20 protein-coding genes and 1 riboswitch are annotated in these 21,584 nt (G+C 36.8%); of the genes, 10 read left to right on the top strand and 10 right to left on the bottom strand.

Annotated elements, in window-relative coordinates; translation table 11 throughout:
* Nucleotides 1-31: 31 nt before the first annotated feature.
* The 4 genes from proS to I589_RS05620 form a co-directional block, all read right to left on the bottom strand.
* Entirely contained in the window at nucleotides 32-1,471 is a 1,440-nt protein-coding gene (proS, locus tag I589_RS05635) for a proline--tRNA ligase (protein WP_010769082.1), read from the bottom strand.
* Between the two features lie 424 nt (nucleotides 1,472-1,895).
* Nucleotides 1,896-2,096 carry a cold-shock protein gene (locus I589_RS05630; RefSeq protein WP_010769083.1) on the bottom strand — a complete coding sequence of 67 codons (201 nt, stop codon included), beginning with the start codon at nucleotides 2,094-2,096 and terminating at the stop codon, nucleotides 1,896-1,898.
* A 533-nt stretch (nucleotides 2,097-2,629) separates the two neighbouring features.
* Nucleotides 2,630-3,724, bottom strand: a complete 1,095-nt coding sequence (locus I589_RS05625; protein WP_010769084.1) for a baeRF6 domain-containing protein — start codon at nucleotides 3,722-3,724, stop codon at nucleotides 2,630-2,632.
* 642 nt (nucleotides 3,725-4,366) lie between these two features.
* Nucleotides 4,367-4,636 (bottom strand): Na+-transporting malonate decarboxylase, carboxybiotin decarboxylase subunit, madB, encoded by a 270-nt coding sequence (locus tag I589_RS05620; protein WP_428829662.1) that lies wholly within the window; start codon nucleotides 4,634-4,636, stop codon nucleotides 4,367-4,369.
* A gap of 540 nt (nucleotides 4,637-5,176) precedes the next feature.
* On the opposite strand from I589_RS05620, the gene I589_RS05615 reads away from it, so the two are divergent.
* The 7 genes from I589_RS05615 (at nucleotide 5,177) to I589_RS05595 (ending at nucleotide 10,659) form a co-directional block, all read left to right on the top strand.
* Entirely contained in the window at nucleotides 5,177-5,830 is a 654-nt protein-coding gene (locus I589_RS05615) for an LptM family lipoprotein (protein WP_010769086.1), read from the top strand.
* Between the two features lie 144 nt (nucleotides 5,831-5,974).
* Nucleotides 5,975-6,142: a hypothetical protein gene (locus tag I589_RS18290; protein ID WP_010769087.1), complete on the top strand. Its 168-nt coding sequence runs from the start codon at nucleotides 5,975-5,977 to the stop codon at nucleotides 6,140-6,142.
* 84 nt (nucleotides 6,143-6,226) lie between these two features.
* The gene (locus tag I589_RS05610) at nucleotides 6,227-6,733 is read left to right on the top strand and encodes a cysteine hydrolase family protein (protein WP_010769088.1); all 507 of its coding nucleotides are present in this window, start codon (nucleotides 6,227-6,229) and stop codon (nucleotides 6,731-6,733) included.
* An 80-nt stretch (nucleotides 6,734-6,813) separates the two neighbouring features.
* On the top strand, nucleotides 6,814-7,359 hold the full coding sequence (locus I589_RS05605) for a GNAT family N-acetyltransferase (RefSeq protein ID WP_010769089.1): 546 nt from the start codon (nucleotides 6,814-6,816) through the stop codon (nucleotides 7,357-7,359).
* Nucleotides 7,360-7,702: 343 nt separating this feature from the next.
* Nucleotides 7,703-7,837 carry a hypothetical protein gene (locus tag I589_RS18675; protein WP_010769090.1) on the top strand — a complete coding sequence of 45 codons (135 nt, stop codon included), beginning with the start codon at nucleotides 7,703-7,705 and terminating at the stop codon, nucleotides 7,835-7,837.
* A 122-nt stretch (nucleotides 7,838-7,959) separates the two neighbouring features.
* On the top strand, nucleotides 7,960-9,279 hold the full coding sequence (locus tag I589_RS05600) for a serine hydrolase (protein WP_010769091.1): 1,320 nt from the start codon (nucleotides 7,960-7,962) through the stop codon (nucleotides 9,277-9,279).
* Between the two features lie 177 nt (nucleotides 9,280-9,456).
* On the top strand, nucleotides 9,457-10,659 hold the full coding sequence (locus I589_RS05595; RefSeq protein ID WP_010769092.1) for a YdcF family protein: 1,203 nt from the start codon (nucleotides 9,457-9,459) through the stop codon (nucleotides 10,657-10,659).
* Between the two features lie 62 nt (nucleotides 10,660-10,721).
* Here I589_RS05595 and I589_RS05590 read toward each other — a convergent pair whose 3' ends face one another.
* The 3 genes from I589_RS05590 to I589_RS05580 form a co-directional block, all read right to left on the bottom strand.
* Complete coding sequence (locus tag I589_RS05590; RefSeq protein WP_425387023.1) at nucleotides 10,722-11,939, bottom strand: voltage-gated chloride channel family protein; 1,218 nt, start codon at nucleotides 11,937-11,939, stop codon at nucleotides 10,722-10,724.
* A 98-nt stretch (nucleotides 11,940-12,037) separates the two neighbouring features.
* A riboswitch (Fluoride riboswitch) is annotated at nucleotides 12,038-12,105 on the bottom strand.
* A gap of 66 nt (nucleotides 12,106-12,171) precedes the next feature.
* Entirely contained in the window at nucleotides 12,172-12,675 is a 504-nt protein-coding gene (locus I589_RS05585) for an HD domain-containing protein (protein WP_010769094.1), read from the bottom strand.
* A gap of 132 nt (nucleotides 12,676-12,807) precedes the next feature.
* Nucleotides 12,808-13,572 (bottom strand): TrmH family RNA methyltransferase, encoded by a 765-nt coding sequence (locus I589_RS05580; protein WP_010769095.1) that lies wholly within the window; start codon nucleotides 13,570-13,572, stop codon nucleotides 12,808-12,810.
* A gap of 154 nt (nucleotides 13,573-13,726) precedes the next feature.
* Between I589_RS05580 and I589_RS05575 the strand changes: the two genes are divergently transcribed.
* The 3 genes from I589_RS05575 to I589_RS05565 all read left to right on the top strand — a co-directional run bounded on the left by I589_RS05575 (nucleotide 13,727) and on the right by I589_RS05565 (nucleotide 16,127).
* A complete protein-coding gene (locus I589_RS05575; protein ID WP_010769096.1) occupies nucleotides 13,727-14,002 on the top strand; it encodes an acylphosphatase in 276 nt (91 codons plus the stop codon).
* Nucleotides 14,003-14,152: 150 nt separating this feature from the next.
* Nucleotides 14,153-15,088, top strand: coding sequence for a membrane protein insertase YidC (gene yidC / locus I589_RS05570; RefSeq protein WP_010769097.1), 936 nt, complete (start codon nucleotides 14,153-14,155; stop codon nucleotides 15,086-15,088).
* Nucleotides 15,089-15,185: 97 nt separating this feature from the next.
* On the top strand, nucleotides 15,186-16,127 hold the full coding sequence (locus I589_RS05565; RefSeq protein ID WP_010769098.1) for an AEC family transporter: 942 nt from the start codon (nucleotides 15,186-15,188) through the stop codon (nucleotides 16,125-16,127).
* 56 nt (nucleotides 16,128-16,183) lie between these two features.
* Here the strand turns inward: I589_RS05565 and glyS are convergent, their stop codons facing one another.
* From glyS to I589_RS05550, 3 genes are all read right to left on the bottom strand, one after another.
* Nucleotides 16,184-18,268, bottom strand: a complete 2,085-nt coding sequence (gene glyS, locus I589_RS05560) for a glycine--tRNA ligase subunit beta (protein WP_010769099.1) — start codon at nucleotides 18,266-18,268, stop codon at nucleotides 16,184-16,186.
* A 1-nt stretch (nucleotide 18,269) separates the two neighbouring features.
* Nucleotides 18,270-19,184: a glycine--tRNA ligase subunit alpha gene (gene glyQ / locus I589_RS05555; protein ID WP_010769100.1), complete on the bottom strand. Its 915-nt coding sequence runs from the start codon at nucleotides 19,182-19,184 to the stop codon at nucleotides 18,270-18,272.
* A gap of 320 nt (nucleotides 19,185-19,504) precedes the next feature.
* Entirely contained in the window at nucleotides 19,505-21,511 is a 2,007-nt protein-coding gene (locus I589_RS05550) for a beta-galactosidase (RefSeq protein ID WP_010769101.1), read from the bottom strand.
* Between the last annotated feature and the right edge of the window lie 73 nt (nucleotides 21,512-21,584).

Below are 21,584 nucleotides of genomic sequence, written 5' to 3'. Positions count from 1 at the left end.
GCACTTCATAAAAATTTTGTACAATAGGATATTAATATGCACGCGCAATCCAAACAGTATGTTTGGCCGGTTTTCCGCTAACTAAGTCAACCGTTTTTTCAACAGGCACTTCAAATGGAATATTTCGTGTAGTGAATCCTGTTTCTTCCTTAATTTGTTTCTCTGTCTCTTCGCTTCCATCCCATCCAATTAAAACAAAGCCAGGTGTTTTATTTGCTTGTTTAGACGCTTCAATATGTGCTTTTAACTCGTCTAGTGTTTCAATATCATAATGCTCATTTTCCTTGTTTCGCAAGCGGGCATTCTCTAAAAGACGTGTCTGCATGGCTGTTAACTCACGATCGAGATGATGCTCTAGCTCGTTGAATGGAACGGCTACTTTTTCATCTAAGTCACGTACTTTGACCATAGCTTGTTCATTTTCTAAATCACGAGGACCACACTCTACACGGATAGCAGCTCCTTTTAGTTCCCATTCATTAAATTTAAACCCGACAGAGTTATCGGTATCATCAATACGTACGCGGTATCCTTTGTCAACAAGATCTGTTTTTAGTGCAGTCAATTTTTCCAAAATTGCAGGATTTTTTTTCCATGGACCTACAGGAATTAATACAATTTGCGTAGGGGCAATTTTTGGTGGGAAAACTAATCCTTGTTCGTCACCATGAACCATGATGAGAGAACCAATTAAACGCGTTGAAATCCCCCAAGAAGTTGTGTGGGCGTATACGTGTTTGTTCTCACGATTGAGGTAGCGAATATCAAATGCTTCTGCAAATTTTGTTCCCATATAATGAGAAGTTCCTGCTTGGACCGCTTTTCCATCTTTCATCATCGCTTCAACAGAATACGTATCTACTGCTCCGGCAAAACGTTCAGAAGGTGTTTTTTGTCCACGATAGACTGGAATAGCTAAAAAGTTTTCAATCAAATCAGCATAAGCTTCCAACACTTTTTCTGTACGTACGCGTGCTTCTTCTTCATTTTCATGTGCAGTATGTCCTTCTTGCCATAAGAATTCAGAAGTACGCAAGAAAGGCAGTGTTTTTTTCTCCCAACGAAAGACGTTTGCCCATTGATTAATCTCATAAGGCAAATCACGATAAGAATTAATCCACTCGCTGAATGCTGAACCAATCATCGTTTCAGAAGTTGGACGTAATGCTAAGGGTTCCTCCAATTTCTCAGAACCTACTTCAGTCACCCAAGGAAGCTCAGGGGCAAATCCTTCAATGTGGTCTTCTTCTTTTTGGAAGAAGTTTTGGGGAATCAGCATTGGGAAATACGCATTACGAATCCCCTCCGAGCGTAAGAACTTATTGAATTCTTCTTGAATATGCTCCCATAATTCATACCCGTCTGGTTTAAAAATAATACAGCCACGTACAGGTGAATAAGCCATTAAATCAGCCTTTTGAATAGTTTGTAAATACCATTTTGAAAAATCTTCTGTCTGTAAGTTTGTCATCATTTCTCCTCCTAAAAAATAAAAAAATCGCCTCGTCCATGTAAGGACGAAACGATTGAGTTTCGCGGTACCACCTTGCTTGACTATCTTTTTATAGTCCAACTTCAGCCCGATAACGATGGGAATCGTGCCATTTTCATAGCAAGTTCATTTTAGCAGGTTCCTTATTTAAGTGGGTGTCAATCTTTCAGCCAAGGATTCACTCTCTTTAACCATTTCATAAGTACTAGTCTAAAACTATTCTTCTTCATGATAAAAGGTTCATTAGAATAATGCAAGCCTAATTTGCGAAAAACAGATATATTAAGCTAGAAAAGAAGTTTTTGTCATCGCTGTACTAGCACACGTTTAAAGGGGTGGTGTTTTTTATGTATAAAAAAACTTCCGTCGATTCGTCGACGGAAGTTTGAAGTCTACAAGTTAATTAAGCTTTGTTAACGTTAGTAGCTTGAGGTCCACGTTGACCTTCTTCGATATCAAAAGTTACTGCTTGGCCTTCTTCTAAAGTTTTGAAGCCTTCACCTTGGATAGCTGAAAAGTGAACGAATACGTCGTTTCCGTTTTCTGCAGTGATGAAACCAAAACCTTTGTCTGAGTTAAACCATTTTACTGTACCTGTTTCCATAATAAAAATCCTCCTTGTGTTAAACACATATTTTGCAATTACTTGAATGGTGAATGTGGAAGATGTTTATTATGAAACAAACTACCATATATTACCGAACAAAAACTACACTCCTATTATAGCACAGAAAAAAAGTGTGGGCTAGCCCTTTCTTTGAATAATTTATGTTTAAGGAATTATTAAATTTAAAGTAAGCGATAGCATACGAACATTCTGTTTGCTATACTAGAAAAGTATTAAGAAATTAGATGTGAAAGTCCTTTTACTTCGTTTTGATAGAAGTCTACTCCGAAGGCGCGGTCTCGGAACCGCATAGATTTGAAAGAGGTATGGGTTCAAATTGTGTAGATGAGAAACGAAACACCTTCGATGACCTTGTAAAAGTGGCTAATAGTTTAGATAAAACCCAGTCAGCATAATGCAGGTCGTTATGTACGGCTAATAAAATATTTAATCGCTTAATTAAAGAGCCTAACCGAAAAATCGGTTAGGCTCTTGTCCATTCTCACCTTCGTTAGTGTTTAAACAGTTCATTAGTATCGTAGGATGCCCAATAAACTTTTTTCATCGGGGGAATCTTTTTGATCTAAGACAAAGACTTGTCCACTATTTTCCAACACATTTACCGCTAATTTATTTAAAACTTGTCTACGATCATATTCTGTCTCAGGATTTTCTCCAAATCCATCCGCTAGATTTGAAGTAGCAATAAATAGATGAGAGAGTTTCCCTTCTTTTGCTGCTGGAACTAAATCTACTAATTGATCGAGAAATTTCTTATTCATCAAACGGGTGTAGCTTTGGGTTTCTTTTTTCATTAATTCGCTATTTATTTTTTCAACAGCAGTGGATAAATCCTTTGCTGTAAGTTGTGCTGGAGAAGCTGAAATCGTAATTTCAGACTGATAATAAGGAGTTTTTGCCACTTTTTTAAACATCGTTTGGTTTTCAGGGAGTGCATAAAGATAAATCGGCAACCCTTCTTCATTTACAAAGGAGTCTTTTAAAAATCCGTCCACTGCTTGATAGTAGTTTATCCAGTCAATTTCAATTTCTTCATCTTTTGTATTGATTCCGTGATAGGAAAGGCCATCTTTTCCAGAAGAGCCTCCATTGTTGGTTAATTCATCCCCTAATGCAGTCACCAAATCTTTCGGTGCATTCTCAGGAAGAGGAACTTCTGATGTTTGTTTATTATCTATCCGATAAAGTTTCATACTGTCCCGATTTAATCCTAGAATATAATAGGCGTAGTTAAATTGTGCATTTTTGATAATTGCTAGGATATAGGGAGTATCACTAACATAATACTGATCATCTACAGGGATGGACAAACGATGAATGTAGGTCTCCTCCGCTGTCAAAATGATTGCAACGCTCGCTGCGTTGGTGCGCCAAAATTCTTTGCTTGATAATAATGTGTCAATTTTTTCTTGAAAAGCAATCCAGTCGTGTTCAGCGTATTTTTTCTCAAAGCGTCTTTTTGCCTCTTTGGCAAAATTTTTCAACTTAATCTGATCTCTTTCCACTTCCTGATGTGCCACATGAGTGTTCAGCATAATCGTTACGAAAGGGCCAGCATCTGCAACAGTCAATTGAGACAACAATTTTTTACCGATTTCCGTCATAAAATGAACGCCTCCTAAATTGAGAATCTCTGTACATCTATAAGTGTACCATACTAAAAAAATTCCATACACTAATATGAGTTATGAGTAGAATAATAAAGAAAGCGCTTGATGAGTCTTTTCTCATAAAAAATTTAGCATTTCACTAACAGTTATTCATGATACATTCAATAGATTTGTGTAGTATGCTAATATGCCAATTATCCCGAATTGGTTTTTCATACTTACTCCTACCAAGAGTAAATAACAACCTTCATTTCCACCATGGCGACGGTCGTGGTGGTTTTTTGTTGTTTACTGTTAGTGATTTTTAGAAGGGAAATCTCTAAATTTTATTAGCAGATAGCAGCTATTAACTATGAGGTTGGGAAGTGTTCTATTAATTGTGAAACGTTCAATTTAAATCCATCACGTCCTCTACTTATTTGAGCATATGGACACAAATAATATTGATGTTTACATGCCCCCTTTTTACTATTGTAAAAGGAAAAAAGCATACACCTGACTAGTTTATTTTGCATACTAGTCAGGTGTATGCTGTGGCTACAAACGATGTTTTCTTGATTGAGTAGTTTATCTGTAAAAAATAGAGAACATCGTCCAGCACTATATCTAATTATGCCTACTTTGTTTACTGTCTAATTAAGCGGTTTTCTTCTTGCCAAGTGCAGCACATGTAATACCGCCTAAAAGGACAAAGAGAATTGCTAAAAGTACATTTCCCTTTGAGAACATAGTCACTGCAATGGTTGCAAATAAGCTGATAACAGTTAAAATAATACCAGATTTTTGTATAGCTGTAAGTGTTTGAAAAGTTTCTTTGAATCCCCAAACTAATAATAACGAACCGATAAATGAGCCTAGTCCGAAAAGTATGTGTAAAACAACGAAAATTGTATCCAAGATAAGCACCTCCTTTGCTAAATAATATACAGTAGGTAGATGAAAGATACAAATATTGAGCTTGGAGAATTTCAGACTTTTGATATTAATAAATAACGAATTCAATAATATCTTCTCTTTTTAGGCAATGAATTGAGATGGATAATTAACCGATAAGAAATTCGCAATAAGGAATCTGTATATTTTATTTAAATGGAAAAGGGAATGTAGTTGTATTGTATTTATTCAACGAATAAATACAATACAACTGTTTTTTAATATATCATTTTTTGAAGAGTTTTTTTGGAAGAAACGAATATATCGTTTTTTTATCTTCTTCAAGAGCTTAAAATTTAACGATTATAGAATTTATTTGAAATCTTACCGTTTTTTTTAAATTGTTCTTAATAGCAAATAAAACGAGACTTTCTCCTTGTTTTTGAAGTGTTTTTGTTCTTTATTTTATTAAATATTAAAATAAAGAACAAAAAAATGAGTTGTTTTATTGATGAAACTATGGAAAACTATAACTAGTTGTCTTGCACAACAAAAAAATTAAGGGGTTTGAAAATGAAAAAAATAAGTATGTTTTTTGCAATGGTAATGACTGTTGCAGTGTTGGCTGCCTGTGGGCAAACGTTTGATGCGGCTGGTTATGTAAGGGGCTCGCTAGATGCATCAACTAAAGGTGAGTTTAAAGAGTACATGAAATTAACCGATTCAACAGAAAAAGAAGCAAAAAAAATGTATAACGATAATTTAGATGAGAATGTGGAAATGTTTGATTCTTTTGGTCTTTCCTCTGACTTATCAGGTAAATATCGGGACTTGTTTAAAGATATGTATAAAAAAACAAGGTATACGGTTGGCGAAGCAAAAGAAGATAAAGAAAAAAATTATACTGTAACTGTTGATATTGAACCACTTCTTGTTTTTGAAGATTTGCAAAAAGATTTAATGGCTTATCAAGAAACATATGTAGCAAAAGTACAAGAAGAAGTTCTTGCTGGTAAAGAGATGCCGTCAGAAGAAGAAATGTACAATGCAATCTATACAGAGCTTTATAACATGTTAAAGGAAAGACTTGAAAAACCAGAATATGGTAAAAAAGAAACAATCAAAGTAAAAGTAGAAAAACATTCAGACAATACGTATGAAATTCCAGACGACGAGTTAGAAAAAATTGATGAAAAATTAATTGATATTGAGTCTGATGGCTTTTAAATAAAAAGTTTACGTGTGAAAAAGTTAACCATTTTTGTGGTTAGCTTTTTTTCTTTCTCACCCTCTTCTCCTCCTATAGACCGATTGTTTAAGAGCACAGTCATTGATAAACTAGAAACAAATAGAAAAAAAGGAGAAACAATCATGTTTTTTATCAAGTGTTTATTCGTTCTATTTGTAGTGGGTATTCTCTACTCATTTCAAAAAAACTTTCGAGAACTCTATTCAGTATTAGAAACAAAAAATAGATTTTTAAGAACTGCTCAAGCTGCAATTGGCTCTTGCATCGGGTTACTGGTTGACGGTATTTAGAATAAGCTGATTTAACAGGTATTTATACATAGCGGATAAGCGTGTATTCATAATGAAAACTTTAGTGCAGTTGGGAGAACATTTATGAAAAAGAATGATGATGCATTACTTGTGATAGATTTACAAACCGGTGTTTGTCTTAGAGCCACAAAGCCAATTGACCACCTGTCTGAGTTAATTTCTCTTGTAAATACACGGATTCAAGAGTATGCTGACAGAAATCGTCCAGTTATTTTTGTACAGCATCGAGAGGAGGAGTTGATAACTGACTCCCCTGCCTGGCAAATTATTCCACAGTTGAATACATCAAATGCTTATTTTATAGAAAAAACACATGCAAATTCTTTTTATCAGACGGAATTAAAGCAGTTATTGGAGCGTCTCTCTATTTCTACTATCGAAATCTGCGGTGCTCAAACGCAATACTGTGTGGATACTACAGTCAAATTTGCTCACGGATTGGGGTATAAGGTAGTGATGCAGTCAGGCGCCACTACAACCTATGATACAGAGTTTATGACAGCTAGCCAAACGATTTCTTTTTATGAATCCATATGGAAAGATCGCTTTGTTACTTTTTTCGATAAATAAGCTGTAGATAACAGGTGTCAATTGTTTATTGATTTATACCTCTTATCAGGTATACTAAAGAAAAGAAATGAGGGATTGCAATGAAAAATTACTTTCGATTACCTGTAGACAAACAAATTCAATTTCTTCATCCTACGGTTGAGATGGCTGAAGAACTGTTTCAACTAGTTGATTCAAATCGAACCTATTTTCGACAATTTTTAGATTTTGTTGATGAGACAAAAACCGTTGCTGATGAAGAGGCTTATTTGAAAATGAAGCTAAAGGGCGAAATAGAAGGCACGGATCGTTTATTCCTCATTGAATATGAAGGAGTATTAGTAGGAAGCATTGACTTGCATTATATCAACAAAGTACATAAACGTGCTGAAATCGGCTATATGTTAGCTGAAGCCTATACAAAAAAAGGAATCATGAGAAGAGCTGTTCATAAAGTTTGTGCTCTTGCATTTGATGACATGGGATTAAATAAACTAACAATTATTGCTGATAGTGAAAATCAGCCAAGTAACCAAGTAGCAAAATCATGTGGCTTTACTTTCGTTGCGACTGACCGTCAAGAGATGTGTCTTTATGATGAATTGCGAGATATGAACCGTTATGCATTACTAAAACAGGACAAATAAAAATCGAAGACTTTTGTTCCCCTACTTTTCAAATATGTATTTGAAAAAGCTTGGGAATAGAGTCTTTCTTTGTTTTATAAACAGAAAAAATTCAGACACTATTCTGAAAATAAAATAAAAATAAATCGTTTTCAAAAATTCAATAATTCTTCACAAATGCTTCCGTTTTTCTCCATGTTTTCTTAGGTAAAAGTTTACTTCTTCTTTGTATACTATGTTTATCAGGTGGATGAACAAGGATGTTCCGTTAGCAGGAAATGAATCGGATGATTTTTTCTTCTTCACAAGGTGTAGGTTCGAATCCTACCTTCCACGTTATAAACAAGGAGAGGTGAAATTAGAGATGGTAAATACATTTATGGTTTTGAGTTTAGTGTTCTTAACAGGAATTTCTTTATATGGATTAACTAATTATATGCAAAAAGAGAGCCAACGAGTAAGGGTTCCAGAAAAAGCAAAACGAGATCGTCTTCCTTAAGGCGATTTTTTTATTGCCTCAAATCTAAGGCATTCATTCTTAAGTTTTTCTAGGAATTATTGAAACCTGCTATACTCTCTGATACACTTTAGACTTAGGAAATTTATTTAAGGAGAAATCGAATGTCTCAAAAAAAGCGAACACTAATTTTATTATTTACAAGTATCTTACTTAGCTTCCTGCCATTATTTACTGCTGTATCTGCTTTTGCGGAAGAAGCAGCAAGTGAGAATTTTTCTATTGATGCAAAAGCAGCCTTTTCTGTAGATGCAGAAACAGGGAAAATTCTGTACAGTCAAGATGGAGATACACCTATGGGAATTGCTTCGGTCACAAAAATCATTAGTCTATACATTGTTTTAGAGCAAGTCAAACAAGGAAAGCTTTCTTGGGAGGATACAGTTCCTATCTCAGAATATGCAGCAAATCTAAGTGTTGCGCCAGATTTGTCCAATGTCCCCTTACATCAAGAAAGCACCTATACTGTTAAAGAGCTTTTTGATGCAGGACTTATTCAATCTGCAAATGCAGCAATTGTAGCACTGGCTGAAAAAATTGCTGGAAGTGAACCCAAATTTGTTGATTTAATGCGTAAACAGCTTGAAGATTGGGGAATTAAAGACGCAAAAGTGGTTAATAGTTCAGGATTGAATAATGAATACTTGGGAAACAATATTTATGAAGGAAGTTCTTCAACTGACGAAAATGAGCTCTCTGCAAAAGATGTAGCAATTGTAGCGCGCCATCTAATCTTAGATTTTCCAGAAGTATTGGAAGTATCTAAGACCGCATCAAAAATGTTTGGCGAAAACACCCCTTCTCCCGTTGAGATGGTGAATTGGAATTGGATGCTTCCAGGTTTTATCAACGCAAAAGAAGGCGTGGATGGATTAAAGACTGGAACAACTGATTTTGCTGGTGCTTGTTTTGTAGGAACCATGATAAAGGATGGTCGCCGTATTATTACAGTCGTGTTGAATGTGAATGGACATGAACAAAATCCGAGTGTTCGGTTTGATGAAACAAGTAAACTAATGGATTACAGTTATGATAATTGGTCCCAAAAAGAGATTGGAAAAGCTGGCGCCGCTATACCAGATCTCCCTTCTGTAAGTGTCAAAGATGGAAAAGAAGAAACGGTGAATATCAGTTTAGCTGATCCTGTAAAACTTTGGGTTAGAAAAGATATGGACACAAGTCAGTTAACGATTACACCAGTATTAGATGAAAAAATAGTAACAGATAATGAAGTACAAGCACCAGTGACCAAAGGAGATGTGATTGGGAAAGCAGAACTTTCACTTGCGCAGGACACACTAGGTTATCTTGATGCTTCTGTAAAACACGAGACGGATATTAAAATAAACAGCACCGTCGAAAAAGCGAACTTTTTTGAATTAGCTTGGCGCTCTGTTTCAGGGTTCTTCTCCAATCTGTTTTAAAAAAGATAAAGCATTTTGTTTATTACCATCTGTACATGAAGAGCGTTGTATGAAACCAGTAGAACAACTGGATTTATACAACGCTCTTTTGTCTTATTTATTTGTGCTATTTTTTTCGTCTGAACTGCTTTTTTCTTTAAAGTTCGTTATACTATAAACAGAAAAGGAGTTGAGTCTATGAATAGTTCAAGATATGTAGTGGTAGCACTCATATACTTGGTGGGTATTTTAGGGATTGGCTATTGGAGAAAAAAACAGAAAGATCATGCGTACTTCTTTTACCTAATTACTTGGTCGATGGTAACGTTGGTTGGGTACGTATTCTATCTAAGTGTTCGTTATCAAAGTGTTCTTATTGCTTTTCCGTTATTCTTTATGGGTATTTTCTTGTTCAGTTATTTTAAGGAAAAGCGCCGACTGATCAATGGCTTATTATTTAATCTATTTATTGGTAGCTGGGGGATTTACCTCATTATTTTGATGATTAAGTCTGAGGATATTTTTTTAGGTGGGATATTAGCCCTAATTGGTGTGCCTCTTGTGATGCTTCCATTTGTAGGTATCTATGCACTTATTCTCTTTTTATATTGGAATGGCATTGTTGTCTTGAGAAAAGAAGCCCATTCACTTGCGAATCTGTTAACGTTATTACTCGCCATTTTTTTAACATTTGTATTACTCTTTAATCTATTCGTTGTCCAATATCTACCAGACTGGGTGGTCATACTATGTTCTACTTTACCAATGATTTTAGTCTATCTTCTTTTTGTTTTATATAACTTTTTAACAGTGTCCGTTTTATATCAATTTAATAGGCCTCGCTACCACCAAGATTATATTGTTGTTTTGGGTGCAGGGTTAATTGATGGAGAGCGAGTCACTCCTTTACTGGCTAAGCGAATTGATAAAGCGATTGCTTTTTATAAAGCACAAAGACGAGCAACAATGAAAATACCAAAGCTTGTTATGTCAGGTGGTCAGGGAAGTGATGAAAAAATTCCTGAATCAATTGCGATGAAAAATTATGCTTTAGAACAAGGAATTCCTGATGAAGATATACTGGTAGAGGCAAACTCGACTACCACATTAGAAAATATGCGGTTTTCAAAGGAAATTATGGACGGTGGACAAGAACAACCCTACAAAGCAATTTTCACATCTAATAATTATCATATTTTTCGCGCTGGATTATATGCAAAAAAAGCGCAGTTAAAAGCAGATGGTCTTGGTGCACAAACCGCTTTTTATTATCTGCCTAACGCATTTCTTCGTGAATTTATTGCAATCGTTATGATGAATAAAAAACGTCACTCAGTAATGGCAATCCTGATAATAGGTGTTATGGTTCTATTTTCTATCATCCAATTTCTATATGGATAAGAAAACAGAAATAGAGACAGTCGGACGAACGCCTGATGGCAGATCGTCCAACTGTCTCTATTCTATTCTTGTCTACTTTTATTGTTTCGTGGGAAAAATAACTGGCCTTTCTGTTTTATCACTTGCTGAGAAGAATAGATACCGCTGTTGCCTGAACACATGAAGCTTATTAGACAAATCATGAAGAAAAAGTCGCTAGCCTCACTCCCAAATAATTCGATACCCATCACAAAACAGGCAATGGGGGTATTTGTAGCTCCCGAAAAGACACCAATGAAGCCTAATCCAGCTAAAAAGGGAACAGACAGATGGAAAATGTGTGCGAAGGTTGAACCAAACGTCGCGCCAATTTCAAAAAGAGGTGTAACCTCCCCTCCCTGAAATCCAGCACCTAAAGAAAAAACAGTAAATACGAGTTTCCCCAGAAAATCAAATATGTGTGCCTGTCCACTAAACGCATCCTCCAATAATGGCAAGCTCAACCCTAGATACCGTTGATTTTGTAAAACAACTGCAAGAAGAACCACCACTACTCCGCCAATAAAGTTTCTCAAAATCGGATTTGGCATCCAATTTGTGTAAGTCTTTTTTATCCATACGATTGATCGGCTAAAAACCCAGCCAATAAGTCCAAATAAGATTCCTGCTAACAATAATTGGAAAAACAGCAGAACAGACCATTGTGGAATGCTCCCCATTGAGTAATGTGTATGACCAACGCCATACATTCCTGTCACTATATTGGCAAAGAATGCCGCAAAGAAACTTGGGAAGAGTGCTTCTGTTCGGACTTTTCCAATCGCCAAAACTTCTAGACCAAACAGCGTTCCCGCTAAAGGAGTTCCAAAGACAGAGCTAAATCCTGCACTTATTCCACTAATAATAAAAATCTCTCGTTCTATAGAAGTAAGCTTGACCAAACGCCCCAGATTATCTGCTAATGCCCCACCCATCTGAACAGCAGTTCCTTCTCGGCCGACAGAACCGCCAAATAAGTGCGTCGTGATTGTTCCGAAAAGAGTTAACGGAATCAAGCGAAGAGGAATGTTCTCAGTTCCTCCATTACCTTGTTCAATCACCAGATTATTTCCACGACTCGCATTTTTTCCGTAACGTGCATATAAAGCAGCAAATACTGCCCCGCTTACAGGTAATAAAAAAAGTAGCCAGCTATGGGCGAGACGTGTAGTCGTTACCCAGGTTAGACTCGTTAAAAAAAATGCAGAAAGACTACCCATAAATAATCCGAGAATTCCTGTTAGAATAAGCCATTTCACCATATAAACCGGTATTTTTACATATGCTGCAAGTTCTTTTTTCAAAAAAATTCCTCCTTAGATCAACAAAAAACGCCTACTAAAAAGGGTAGACTCCACCCCTTTTAGTAGGCGTCATTAATTTATCTGTGATAAATGGTTAAAGGTGAACACCATCACCTATTATTCGTCTAAAAAAGAATAACACAGAGTGGGTTGATTTACAAATGAAAATCAGTCCACCTCTGCGTTAGGATTAAATAGATTGTTTTTTTCCAAAATACTGATGCCATTTTGCTTTTACTCGATCAGTCATGGGTTCAGAAGCTTCTTTTACCGCGCAATACTTATCAACCATTGTCACGATATAGCTTTCTTTATATTTTGGCGGAGCGATCGTTGCCCCCCACATGTGTTTGATGATAATATCGCGTTCCAAGTCTGAAAGCTCTGTTATCTTCTCTGCATTTTTTACTGCAATTCTTGGATGCATATATGCATGAGAGCCTTCATCAAATTTAGTTGTACGCCAATCATAATAAAATAGATCGTGTAACAATCCTGCACGTGCAGTTGCTCGTGCATCTCCACCCCATTTTTTTGCCAGCTTATAGCTATTATAAGAAACACTAATGGAATGATCTAAACGTGTGGAATGCATATGTTGTGTATAATTTGCTAACTTTTGAACGGCTTCAGTTGCTAATAGATCGTTTACATACGACATGTACTCTTCGTCATTTTGCCATTTTTCTGTCATATACTCGGACTGCCACCTTTTTTTATCTAACATTTAAGTTTTTCACAGTATAACACCGTATTTCTAAAAATCCTAGGATATTTAGATCGTGTCATCAAAGCTTAACAGTTCCTTAATAAGAATGACTTTCAACTAAACAGTCAGATGATACATAAGAATCCCTGCAGCAATTCCAACATTTAATGATTCAGCTTGTCCTTTAATCGGAATATATAAATTTTTATCGGCCAGTGCGAGAAGCTCTTTGGAAACACCTTGTCCTTCATTTCCCATAATAAGGGCAAAGTCTTTTTGGGGCTCTATTTTATTGTAGACAACAGCAAATTCATTCAGTTCTGTTCCATAGACAGGGATACGCTGTTCTTTAAATAACTGAACGGCTTCTTTGAGGTTCATACTAAGGATCGGTAGATGGAAATTGCTCCCTTGCATACTTCGCATGACTTTTGTACTGTAAATGTCGGCTGTTCCCTCACCTAAAATAATCCCTGTCAGCCCAGCTGCATCTGCTGTGCGAATCATCGTTCCAACATTCCCTGGATCTTGAACGTTATCTAATAATAGCCACGAGCCTTTTAACTGCACGTTTTCAAGTTGGGTTATAGGAACAACAGCTAAGATTCCTTGAGGGGTTGGTAAATCAGATAAGCTGTTCATTACTTCGTCACTGACTAAAAAGATATTCGCCAGTTGCTGCTCCTCAATCCAACTCCCCCACTGCTGGAGACCTCGCTGCGTTATATAAACTTGTTTCAGCGTTTGTTTATTTTTGACTGCTTCTTCGATTAAATGAAACCCTTCAATCAAATAGCTGTGGCTTTCCTCACGATACTTTTTTTTATGAAGCTTTTTGAGTTCTTTTATCCGTGTATTCTTTACTGATAGAATTTCGTTCACAATTTTCACCTCGCCATATTATAGCATGTTTCCTGCTTAGTTTTGTTTGATTTACTGAATTTGTCTTCTTACAAAAGTACTGAAAATATGGAATGATTTGCTTGAAAGAGGAAGAAAAACTCGTTATGATAAAAGAAAAGAAGGGTGTGTCACTATGAAGAAGGTGCGAATGAACGTTAATGGACGAGTCCAAGGAGTGGGCTTTCGCTATATGACAAAACTGGTTGCTGACAAGATTGGGATAAGAGGAACGGTAAAAAATGAGGAGGATGGCTCGGTGACGATTGAAGCTATTGGAGAGTCAGAAAAGATGACACGGTTTATCCAAAAAATAAAAGATTCGCCTAGCCCGAGCGGTCGGGTCACTCAGTTTACGATGACAGATGATCCTACGATTAAAGAACGAAAAAGCTTTGACGTTGTTTATTAGTAAATAAACAGAAACTTGCTTGTTGCAATCTATAAAAAACGGGAACTATTTAACAAAACATTGTTTGATTTTTCTGTGAATTTAATTGAAAGCAAGCGGATTTTCTAGTATAGTTGTCTTTGTGTAAATTAAATGTAGAGGAAGAATTAAATGAATAAATGGAAAAACTGGTTGCTAGGCTCAGGCCTACTGACAATCACTTTATTTTTATCAGGATGCGTAAGGATGGATAAGAATGGAAATCCAGATACGAGTGGATTAATCTATCGAACATTGGTTAAGCCGATGGGAAGCATGATTACTTATTTAGTCGATAATTTTCACTGGGAATATGGGTGGGCGATTATCGCAATGACCATCGTTGTCCGATTAATCATCTTGCCGTTAGGGATTAATCAATCGAAAAAATCAATGGTTCAAGCTGAAAAAATGCAAGTATTGAAGCCTCAAGTTGATGTTGCTCAAGCAAAACTGAAAGCTGCAACGACACGTGAAGAGCAGATGGAAGCCCAAACTGAAATGCAAAAAGTCTATAAAGAAAATGGCTTAAGTATGACTGGTGGAATCGGGTGTCTTCCGCTTCTTATTCAAATGCCAATCTTCTCAGCATTGTACTTTACCGCTCGCTATACAGAAGGAATTCAATCTTCAACTTTCTTAAATTTATTTGATTTAGGAAAACCTAGTTTAGTTTTAGTTGCAATTGCAGGTGTTTCTTATTTGATTCAAGGATATATTTCAACAATTGGTATTCCGGAAGAACAAAAGAAAACAATGAAAACAATGTTAATCGTGTCCCCATTAATGATTGTCTTTATGTCAATCAGCGCGCCAGCTGGCGTCACTCTTTATTGGGTAGTTGGAGGTATTTTTAGTTGCCTACAAACATTTATCACGAATGTCTTAATGAAGCCTAGAATTAAAGCACAGGTTGCAGAAGAATTTCGTTTGAACCCTCCTAAACAAGTCGTAACACCAATTAAAGATGTTACTCCTGTTAAGGAGAAAAAAGTGACGAACGTACCAAGAAATACAGCAAAATCGGGTCAAGGACGTAACGCTGGAAAACAACAAAGAAAGAAATAGTTTATCTACAAGAGAAGTGAGGAAGATTCGTCTTCCCCACTTCTCTTCTTATTTTTTCTATGGTACCCTATTTAAGTAAATAAAGGAGTGAATCAGATTGCTTGATGCCTATTTAAATATTTTTGTGATTTTTGCCCTCATGTTTATGGGCTATTGGCTAAACTATAAACAGTTGTTTTCTAACCGTACAGCAGATGTTTTTTCAAAGCTAGTTTTAACCATCGCTCTTCCTTGTAATATGTTTTTGAATATGACTCGAAATTTCTCTCGGGATGAATTTCTTAGCTTATTTTCAGGAATGCTCATTCCATTGGGCTCTATGATACTAGCCTTTTTGTTGAGTATTCTCTATACAAAATTTTTCAGTGTCTCTCCAAGTCGTCGAGGGACATTTGTTACTATGTTTACATGCTCAAATACTATTTTTATGGGCTTGCCAATTAATTTAGCTATATTTGGTGAGGTTTCTGTCCCCTATGTTCTCCTCTACTATATCGTAAATACAAGTCTTTTTTGGACAGTGGGTGTCTATAAAATGGCACAGGATAATCCAGAGATTCAATCGGCAAAGCTGTCTTTTCACCCATTAGCTGCTTTAAAAAAAATCTTTTCTCCTGCGTTGATTGGTTTTATGATTGGCTTAGTATGGGTACTTCTATCCTTGCCTTTACCAAAATTTATTGGCTCTTTTATGGGTTACTTGGGCGATTTAACGACTCCGTTATCTATGTTTGCTATCGGAATTATTGTTTATCAGACGGGAATTAAAAATTTGAAAATGAATTGGGCTATTTTTGGTGTGCTTTTAGGGCGCTATGTTTTTTCTCCTTTGATTGTATGGCTACTTGGTCAGTTGATTCATGTTCCGGAAATGATGCTTCAGGTATTTATTATCCAGTCTGCCATGCCAATTCAAAATTCTGTTCCGATACTCACTCGTTCCTATGGCGGGGATGTGGAGTTTGCAGCGTCCAGTCTAGGCTACAGTGTATTGATTTATCTTCTCTATATCCCTTTTTTACTCCAGCTTATTCTATAAAAATGACCGGTTGTACCCAGTGCTTTTACAGCATTGAGACAACCGGTTTTTTCTAATTATTTTGTAATCAGCAAGTCTAAACTTGCTAGTGCAAGTGCCATGGAGGCGATTTGGCCAAGCTGTGCAAGACGATTATTTTTTACTTTTTCATCGTCAACCATGACCATTGTCTGGTTGAAGTATTCTTCAATTAATGGACGTAGGGCAACTAGAGCTTGATAGTTATCCGCCATTGTTTGAGTAGAAAAGTTTTCTGAAATCTCTTGAACGGCATGGTGTAGTTCTTTTTCTGCCTCATTTTCAAAAAGAGCCGGATTGACGACAGGTATTTCAGCTGTCTTTTCGCTTTGTCCTTTTTTGGCAAGGTTTATTACACGGGTTAAAGCTTCCATTGATGGCTTGAAGTCCTCATCAGCTAAATGTTCACGTAAGATTTTTGCAGCACCAAATAGCTTGGTTAAATCTTTTTGCTCAGCAGATATGACTGCATCAATAACGTCATGTCGAACATCTTTTGTGGTTAAGAACTGGCGTAAGCGTGCTTTAACAAACTCAAGGACTTCATTTTGGCTTGCAGGAAGTGTCACACCAAATGTTTCAATATCCTGATTGATTTGTTGTCCGATTTTTTCTTGTAAGTCAGCTAACGGGAATTTCCATTGGTTATTTTCGATGATTCGAACAATTCCATAAGTTTGACGACGCAATGCATAAGGATCGTTTGACCCGCTTGGAATCATTCCTACTGCAAAGAATGACAGCACACTGTCCAGTTTATCTGCAATTGCCAAAACAGACCCGATTGCTGATTTAGGAAGTTCTCCTTCGCTTGAAGCTGGTAGATAATGTTCGCGAACCGCAGCGGCAACAGATGCTTTTTCCCCTTGAAGCAGCGCATATTTTTCTCCCATAATTCCTTGAAGTTCAGGGAATTCTCCAACCATATTGGTTACTAGGTCAAATTTATAGATTTCTGATGCGCGTTGTAAATCTGTGCGTTCTTCAGCAGTCAAACCTACTGTTTCTCCAATAATTTGTGCCGCAACACCTACACGCTGCATTTTTTCATAAATACTCCCTATTTTTTCATGGAAAGTAACGTTTTTTAGTTTTTCAACACATTCTTCAATGGTTAATTTCTTATCTTCGTTGTAGAAAAATTCTGCATCATCTAAACGGGCTGTGAGGACTTTTTCATTTCCTTTTACCACGTTATCAATTTTTACTTGATTCCCATTACGAGCTGCAAGAAAATGTGGCAACAGCAAGCCATCTTGATTTCGTACTTCAAAGTAACGTTGGTGTTCCTTCATGGAAGTAACCAAGACTTCTTCTGGGACAGACAGGTATTTTTCGTCAAAGTTTCCAACAAACATCGTCGGATATTCAACAATATTATTGACTTCTTCCAATAACTCTTCGTCTAAGTCAATAGACCAATGATTTTTTTCAGCGAGCGCATTTGCTTGAGTAACAATCATCTGTTTTCGGACAGTTGGTGAAACAACCACAAATTCAGCGTTCATTTTTTCTTCATATTCATCTGCATGCTGGAAAGTGACCTCTCCGCCTAAGAAACGGTGACCACGTGAAGTTCTTCCAGTTTCAACATCCAGAATAGAAAAAGGAATGATTTCATCATCTAATAAGGCAACAATCCAATGAATTGGACGAATATATTCAAAATCAAAATTAGCCCAATGCATCGTAACAGGGAAGGTTAAACTTGTAATGACGTCTTTTAATCCAGTCAGCACCTCTACTGCAGGCTTTCCATGGCTATGCTTAGTCACATAAACATACTCTACCCCATTTAGTTCACGAAATGTAATAGCATCTGTTGTGAGTCCTTGTCCTCTAACAAAGCCCTCTGCTGCTTTTGACCAATTTCCTTTTGCATCTTGCGCAATTTTCTTTGCAGGTCCTTTTACGTCTTCCTGCGTGTCTTCTTGACGTTCAGGAATATTTGTAATTTTTAGTGCAAGTCGTCTAGGTGTTGAGAAGGCCTCAACAGTTTCGTATCCTAAGTTATTTTCTTCTAAAAATTTTACCGCTTTGTCTTGTAACTGCTCCATACTTGGAGTTACAACATGAGCGGGCAGTTCTTCTAAACCAATCTCTAATAATAGATTTTTTGCCATCTTATTTGTCCTCCTTCAGTAATTTTTCAGCAGCGTCTCTATCAAGTAATGGGTAGCCTAACCGTTTTCGTTCAGCAACGAAAATTTTTGCAACTGATTTTGCCATATTTCGAATACGCGACAGATAACCTGCTCTTTCGGTTACAGAAACAGCACCACGTGCATCAAGTAAATTGAATGTATGACTGCATTTTAAAATATAGTCATAGGCTGGATGAACAAGATTTTCGTCAATACAACGTTTTGCTTCTTTTTCAAATTTGCTAAAGTTTTCCAGAAGCATTTCTTGGTTGCTAATTTCAAATGAGTATTTTGAATGTTCATACTCAGGCTGATTAAAAATTTCTCCATATTTTACGCCATTTGTCCATTCCAAATCATAAACACTTTCTACCTCTTGAATATAAGAAGCAAGGCGTTCTAAGCCATAAGTAATTTCAGAAGTTACAGGTTTACATGGAAGACCACCAACTTGTTGGAAGTACGTAAACTGTGTGATTTCCATCCCATTTAACCAGACTTCCCACCCTAAGCCTGCACAGCCCATTGACGGGTTTTCCCAGTTATCTTCAACAAAACGAATATCGTGTTCCAAGGGATCAATTCCTAAAAGGCGGAGACTTTCCAAATAGAGCTCTTGAATATTTTCTGGTGAAGGCTTCATCACTACTTGAAATTGATGATGTTGATAAAGGCGGTTTGGATTTTCTCCATAACGACCATCAGCTGGTCGTCTTGAAGGCTCAACGTAGGCTGCATTCCATGGTTCAGGACCAATGGTACGAAGAAACGTGTAAGGACTCATCGTTCCTGCCCCTTTTTCTGTATCGTAGGCCTGCATTAGCATACAGCCGTTTTCTGACCAAAATTTTTGTAATGTGAGAATCATTTCTTGAACAGTTAATTTTTTGCTCATTTTATTACCCCTCCTATTATTTTGAGAATAAAAAAAGTCCCTATGTCTCCAAGAGACATAGGGACGAATAATCATTCGCGGTTCCACCCTACTTCCGAACTTCTTCGGCAGCTTCATTTTGAGTACTCACAAGTGCCTATTTCAAAAACGGACAGCATCTGGCTTCCACTCTCCCAGACTCGCTTTGCTTCACATTTTTTACTTTGCTTGGTCTACGTACGATTCAATATGTCTTATAATAGTCCGAAATCAAAGGATTTGTCAACCAATTTTCTTCAAAACGCAATAAGTAATGGTGGTTGTTGCTTTTTCTTAGGGAATTATGCTTTGATAACCAATGTGTCGTACATATGGAGCACTGTTTTTTCAGAAAGAACTTCGCCTGTTAACAAATCGGTTGTGCCAACAAATGTTTTTGGTAGCGGATGTGTCTCAGCGTGGAAATTCATGACGAAATAGAATGCATCTTCTTCCGTTTCTCTAAGGACCACTTCCAATGGCGTTGTTTCCTCAAGTGTAGGTTGTACATCCGTCGTTTCAAGTGCTTGTTCAAGACACAAATCTAGACTTGAAGTGTCTAATTCAGTTCCAATGTAATAAACAGTTCCTTTTCCGAATGAATTTTTTGTTACAGCAGGCGTATTTGCATAAAAATTGCTCGTGTAATTTGCAATTACTTCCGCTGTTTCTGGGTGAATAATATCGCAAAGCAAACGACTTGTCCCCTCTTCTCCTGTAACGAATTGAATCTGATTCGTTTGTTCAGGAGCAAGTGCATCAATTTCTTCTACCCAAACGCCGGCTAATTCTCTTAATGGTCCAGGATATCCACCTAAATGGACGTTATCTGATTCTCCTACAATTCCACTCATAAAGGTTGTAATAAAGGTGCCACCAGCGTTTACGAAGGCTTCGATGGCTTCTTTCATCCCCTCTTTTACCATGTACAAAACAGGTGCAACAAGAATAGAGTATCCACTTAAATCTGCATCTGCTGGAACAAAGTCCACAGCGATATTTTTATCATAGAAATAACGATAGTACTGATGGATTTGATCAACATATTTTAAGTCTTTGTTTGGGCCACTTGTGTATTCCAATGCCCAATAGTTTTCCCAGTCAAACATAATCGCTACCCGACTATGATTTGCTGCACCCAATAAAGAATCGCCAAAGGATGCAAGCTCTTCTCCAAGCTGTGCTGTTTCTCTAAATACGCGTGTGTCCTCTGTTCCTACATGCTCAATGACTGCACCATGGAATTTTTCACAAGCTCCTACTGAACGACGAAGCTGGAAGTATTGAATTGTATCTGCGCCATGAGCAATAGTTTGATAACTTTGCGCACGCATTTGACCAGGTTTTTTCAATGAATTATAAGGCTGCCAGTTTTGTTGGCTAGGTGTTTGTTCCATTAACATAAATGGGGCTTTCTTCAAACTACGCATTAAATCATGTGTTAAGGCTACATAGCTCCATGGTGTATTGTAGGAAGGATAATTATCCCATGAAACAATGTCCATTTCTTTTGCCCATTTGAAATAATCTAGATTTTTGTAGGTACCCATCAAATTTGTCGTAACAGGCGTTGTTTGGTCGTGTCGGCGAATGGCATCGCGTTCCATTTTGAAATTGTTTAGCATCCCATCTGAGTTAAATCGACGATAGTCTATTGAGATTCCTGCAAAGGCGGTGTTGTCATAATCAATTGCTTCACCTAGCGCATTAGGCAAAACAATTTCATCCCATTCATAAATTGTATGTCCCCAGAATTCCAAATTCCATGCCTTATTTAATGCTTCAATCGTTTTATAACGATCCTTCACCCAAACACGGAAGGCTTTTTCACAATTTTCGCAAAAGCATTCGCCACCATATTCATTATTAATATGCCAACAAGTTACTCTTGGATTTGCACCATAGCGTTCTGCTAATTTCCTAGCTAATTTCTCTGCATATTTTTGATAGACAAGGCTGTTTGGACAAGCATTATGACGATGACCAAACTTGTGATGACGCCCTTCAAAATCAGTACGTGCAACTTCTGGATATTTTTTAAACATCCATGCAGGCAAGGCTGCAGTCGATGTTGCCAAAACAATGTCATAGTTTTCCTTTGTCAGCATCTCAATAATTTCATCTAATTCATCAAAATAATATTCGGTTTCAGAGGGTTGAATTTTTGCCCATGAAAAGACATTAACGGTTGCACTGTTAATATTTGCATCTTTGAAAATACGCATATCTTCTTGCCAAACTTCTTTTGGCCACTGATTCGGATTATAGTCTCCTCCAAATAAAATACGATCGAACACTTTTTTTGTCATCATGACAGCTCCTTTATGATTGATTACGTTCATTATAGAAGCGATTTCAATTGTTAAGTATAATATGTTAAAC

Origin of the sequence: Enterococcus phoeniculicola ATCC BAA-412 (genome assembly GCF_000407505.1) — a bacterium.
GTDB classification, from domain to species: domain Bacteria; phylum Bacillota; class Bacilli; order Lactobacillales; family Enterococcaceae; genus Enterococcus_K; species Enterococcus_K phoeniculicola.
Note: the sequence above shows the minus strand (reverse complement) of the source record. Positions and strands in the feature narration are given on the sequence as shown.

Excerpts from the sequence above, each read along its gene's own strand:
- proS (WP_010769082.1), bottom strand. The coding sequence starts at position 1,471 with ATGACAAACTTACAGACAGAAGATTTTTCAAAATGGTATTTACAAACT.
- I589_RS05630 (WP_010769083.1), bottom strand. The coding sequence starts at position 2,096 with ATGGAAACAGGTACAGTAAAATGGTTTAACTCAGACAAAGGTTTTGGT.
- I589_RS05625 (WP_010769084.1), bottom strand. The coding sequence starts at position 3,724 with ATGACGGAAATCGGTAAAAAATTGTTGTCTCAATTGACTGTTGCAGAT.
- I589_RS05615 (WP_010769086.1), top strand. The coding sequence starts at position 5,177 with ATGAAAAAAATAAGTATGTTTTTTGCAATGGTAATGACTGTTGCAGTG.
- I589_RS18290 (WP_010769087.1), top strand. The coding sequence starts at position 5,975 with ATGTTTTTTATCAAGTGTTTATTCGTTCTATTTGTAGTGGGTATTCTC.
- I589_RS05610 (WP_010769088.1), top strand. The coding sequence starts at position 6,227 with ATGAAAAAGAATGATGATGCATTACTTGTGATAGATTTACAAACCGGT.
- I589_RS05605 (WP_010769089.1), top strand. The coding sequence starts at position 6,814 with ATGAAAAATTACTTTCGATTACCTGTAGACAAACAAATTCAATTTCTT.
- I589_RS18675 (WP_010769090.1), top strand. The coding sequence starts at position 7,703 with ATGGTAAATACATTTATGGTTTTGAGTTTAGTGTTCTTAACAGGAATT.
- I589_RS05600 (WP_010769091.1), top strand. The coding sequence starts at position 7,960 with ATGTCTCAAAAAAAGCGAACACTAATTTTATTATTTACAAGTATCTTA.
- I589_RS05595 (WP_010769092.1), top strand. The coding sequence starts at position 9,457 with ATGAATAGTTCAAGATATGTAGTGGTAGCACTCATATACTTGGTGGGT.
- I589_RS05590 (WP_425387023.1), bottom strand. The coding sequence starts at position 11,939 with ATGGTGAAATGGCTTATTCTAACAGGAATTCTCGGATTATTTATGGGT.
- I589_RS05585 (WP_010769094.1), bottom strand. The coding sequence starts at position 12,675 with ATGACAGAAAAATGGCAAAATGACGAAGAGTACATGTCGTATGTAAAC.
- I589_RS05575 (WP_010769096.1), top strand. The coding sequence starts at position 13,727 with ATGAAGAAGGTGCGAATGAACGTTAATGGACGAGTCCAAGGAGTGGGC.
- yidC (WP_010769097.1), top strand. The coding sequence starts at position 14,153 with ATGAATAAATGGAAAAACTGGTTGCTAGGCTCAGGCCTACTGACAATC.
- glyS (WP_010769099.1), bottom strand. The coding sequence starts at position 18,268 with ATGGCAAAAAATCTATTATTAGAGATTGGTTTAGAAGAACTGCCCGCT.
- glyQ (WP_010769100.1), bottom strand. The coding sequence starts at position 19,184 with ATGAGCAAAAAATTAACTGTTCAAGAAATGATTCTCACATTACAAAAA.
- I589_RS05550 (WP_010769101.1), bottom strand. The coding sequence starts at position 21,511 with ATGACAAAAAAAGTGTTCGATCGTATTTTATTTGGAGGAGACTATAAT.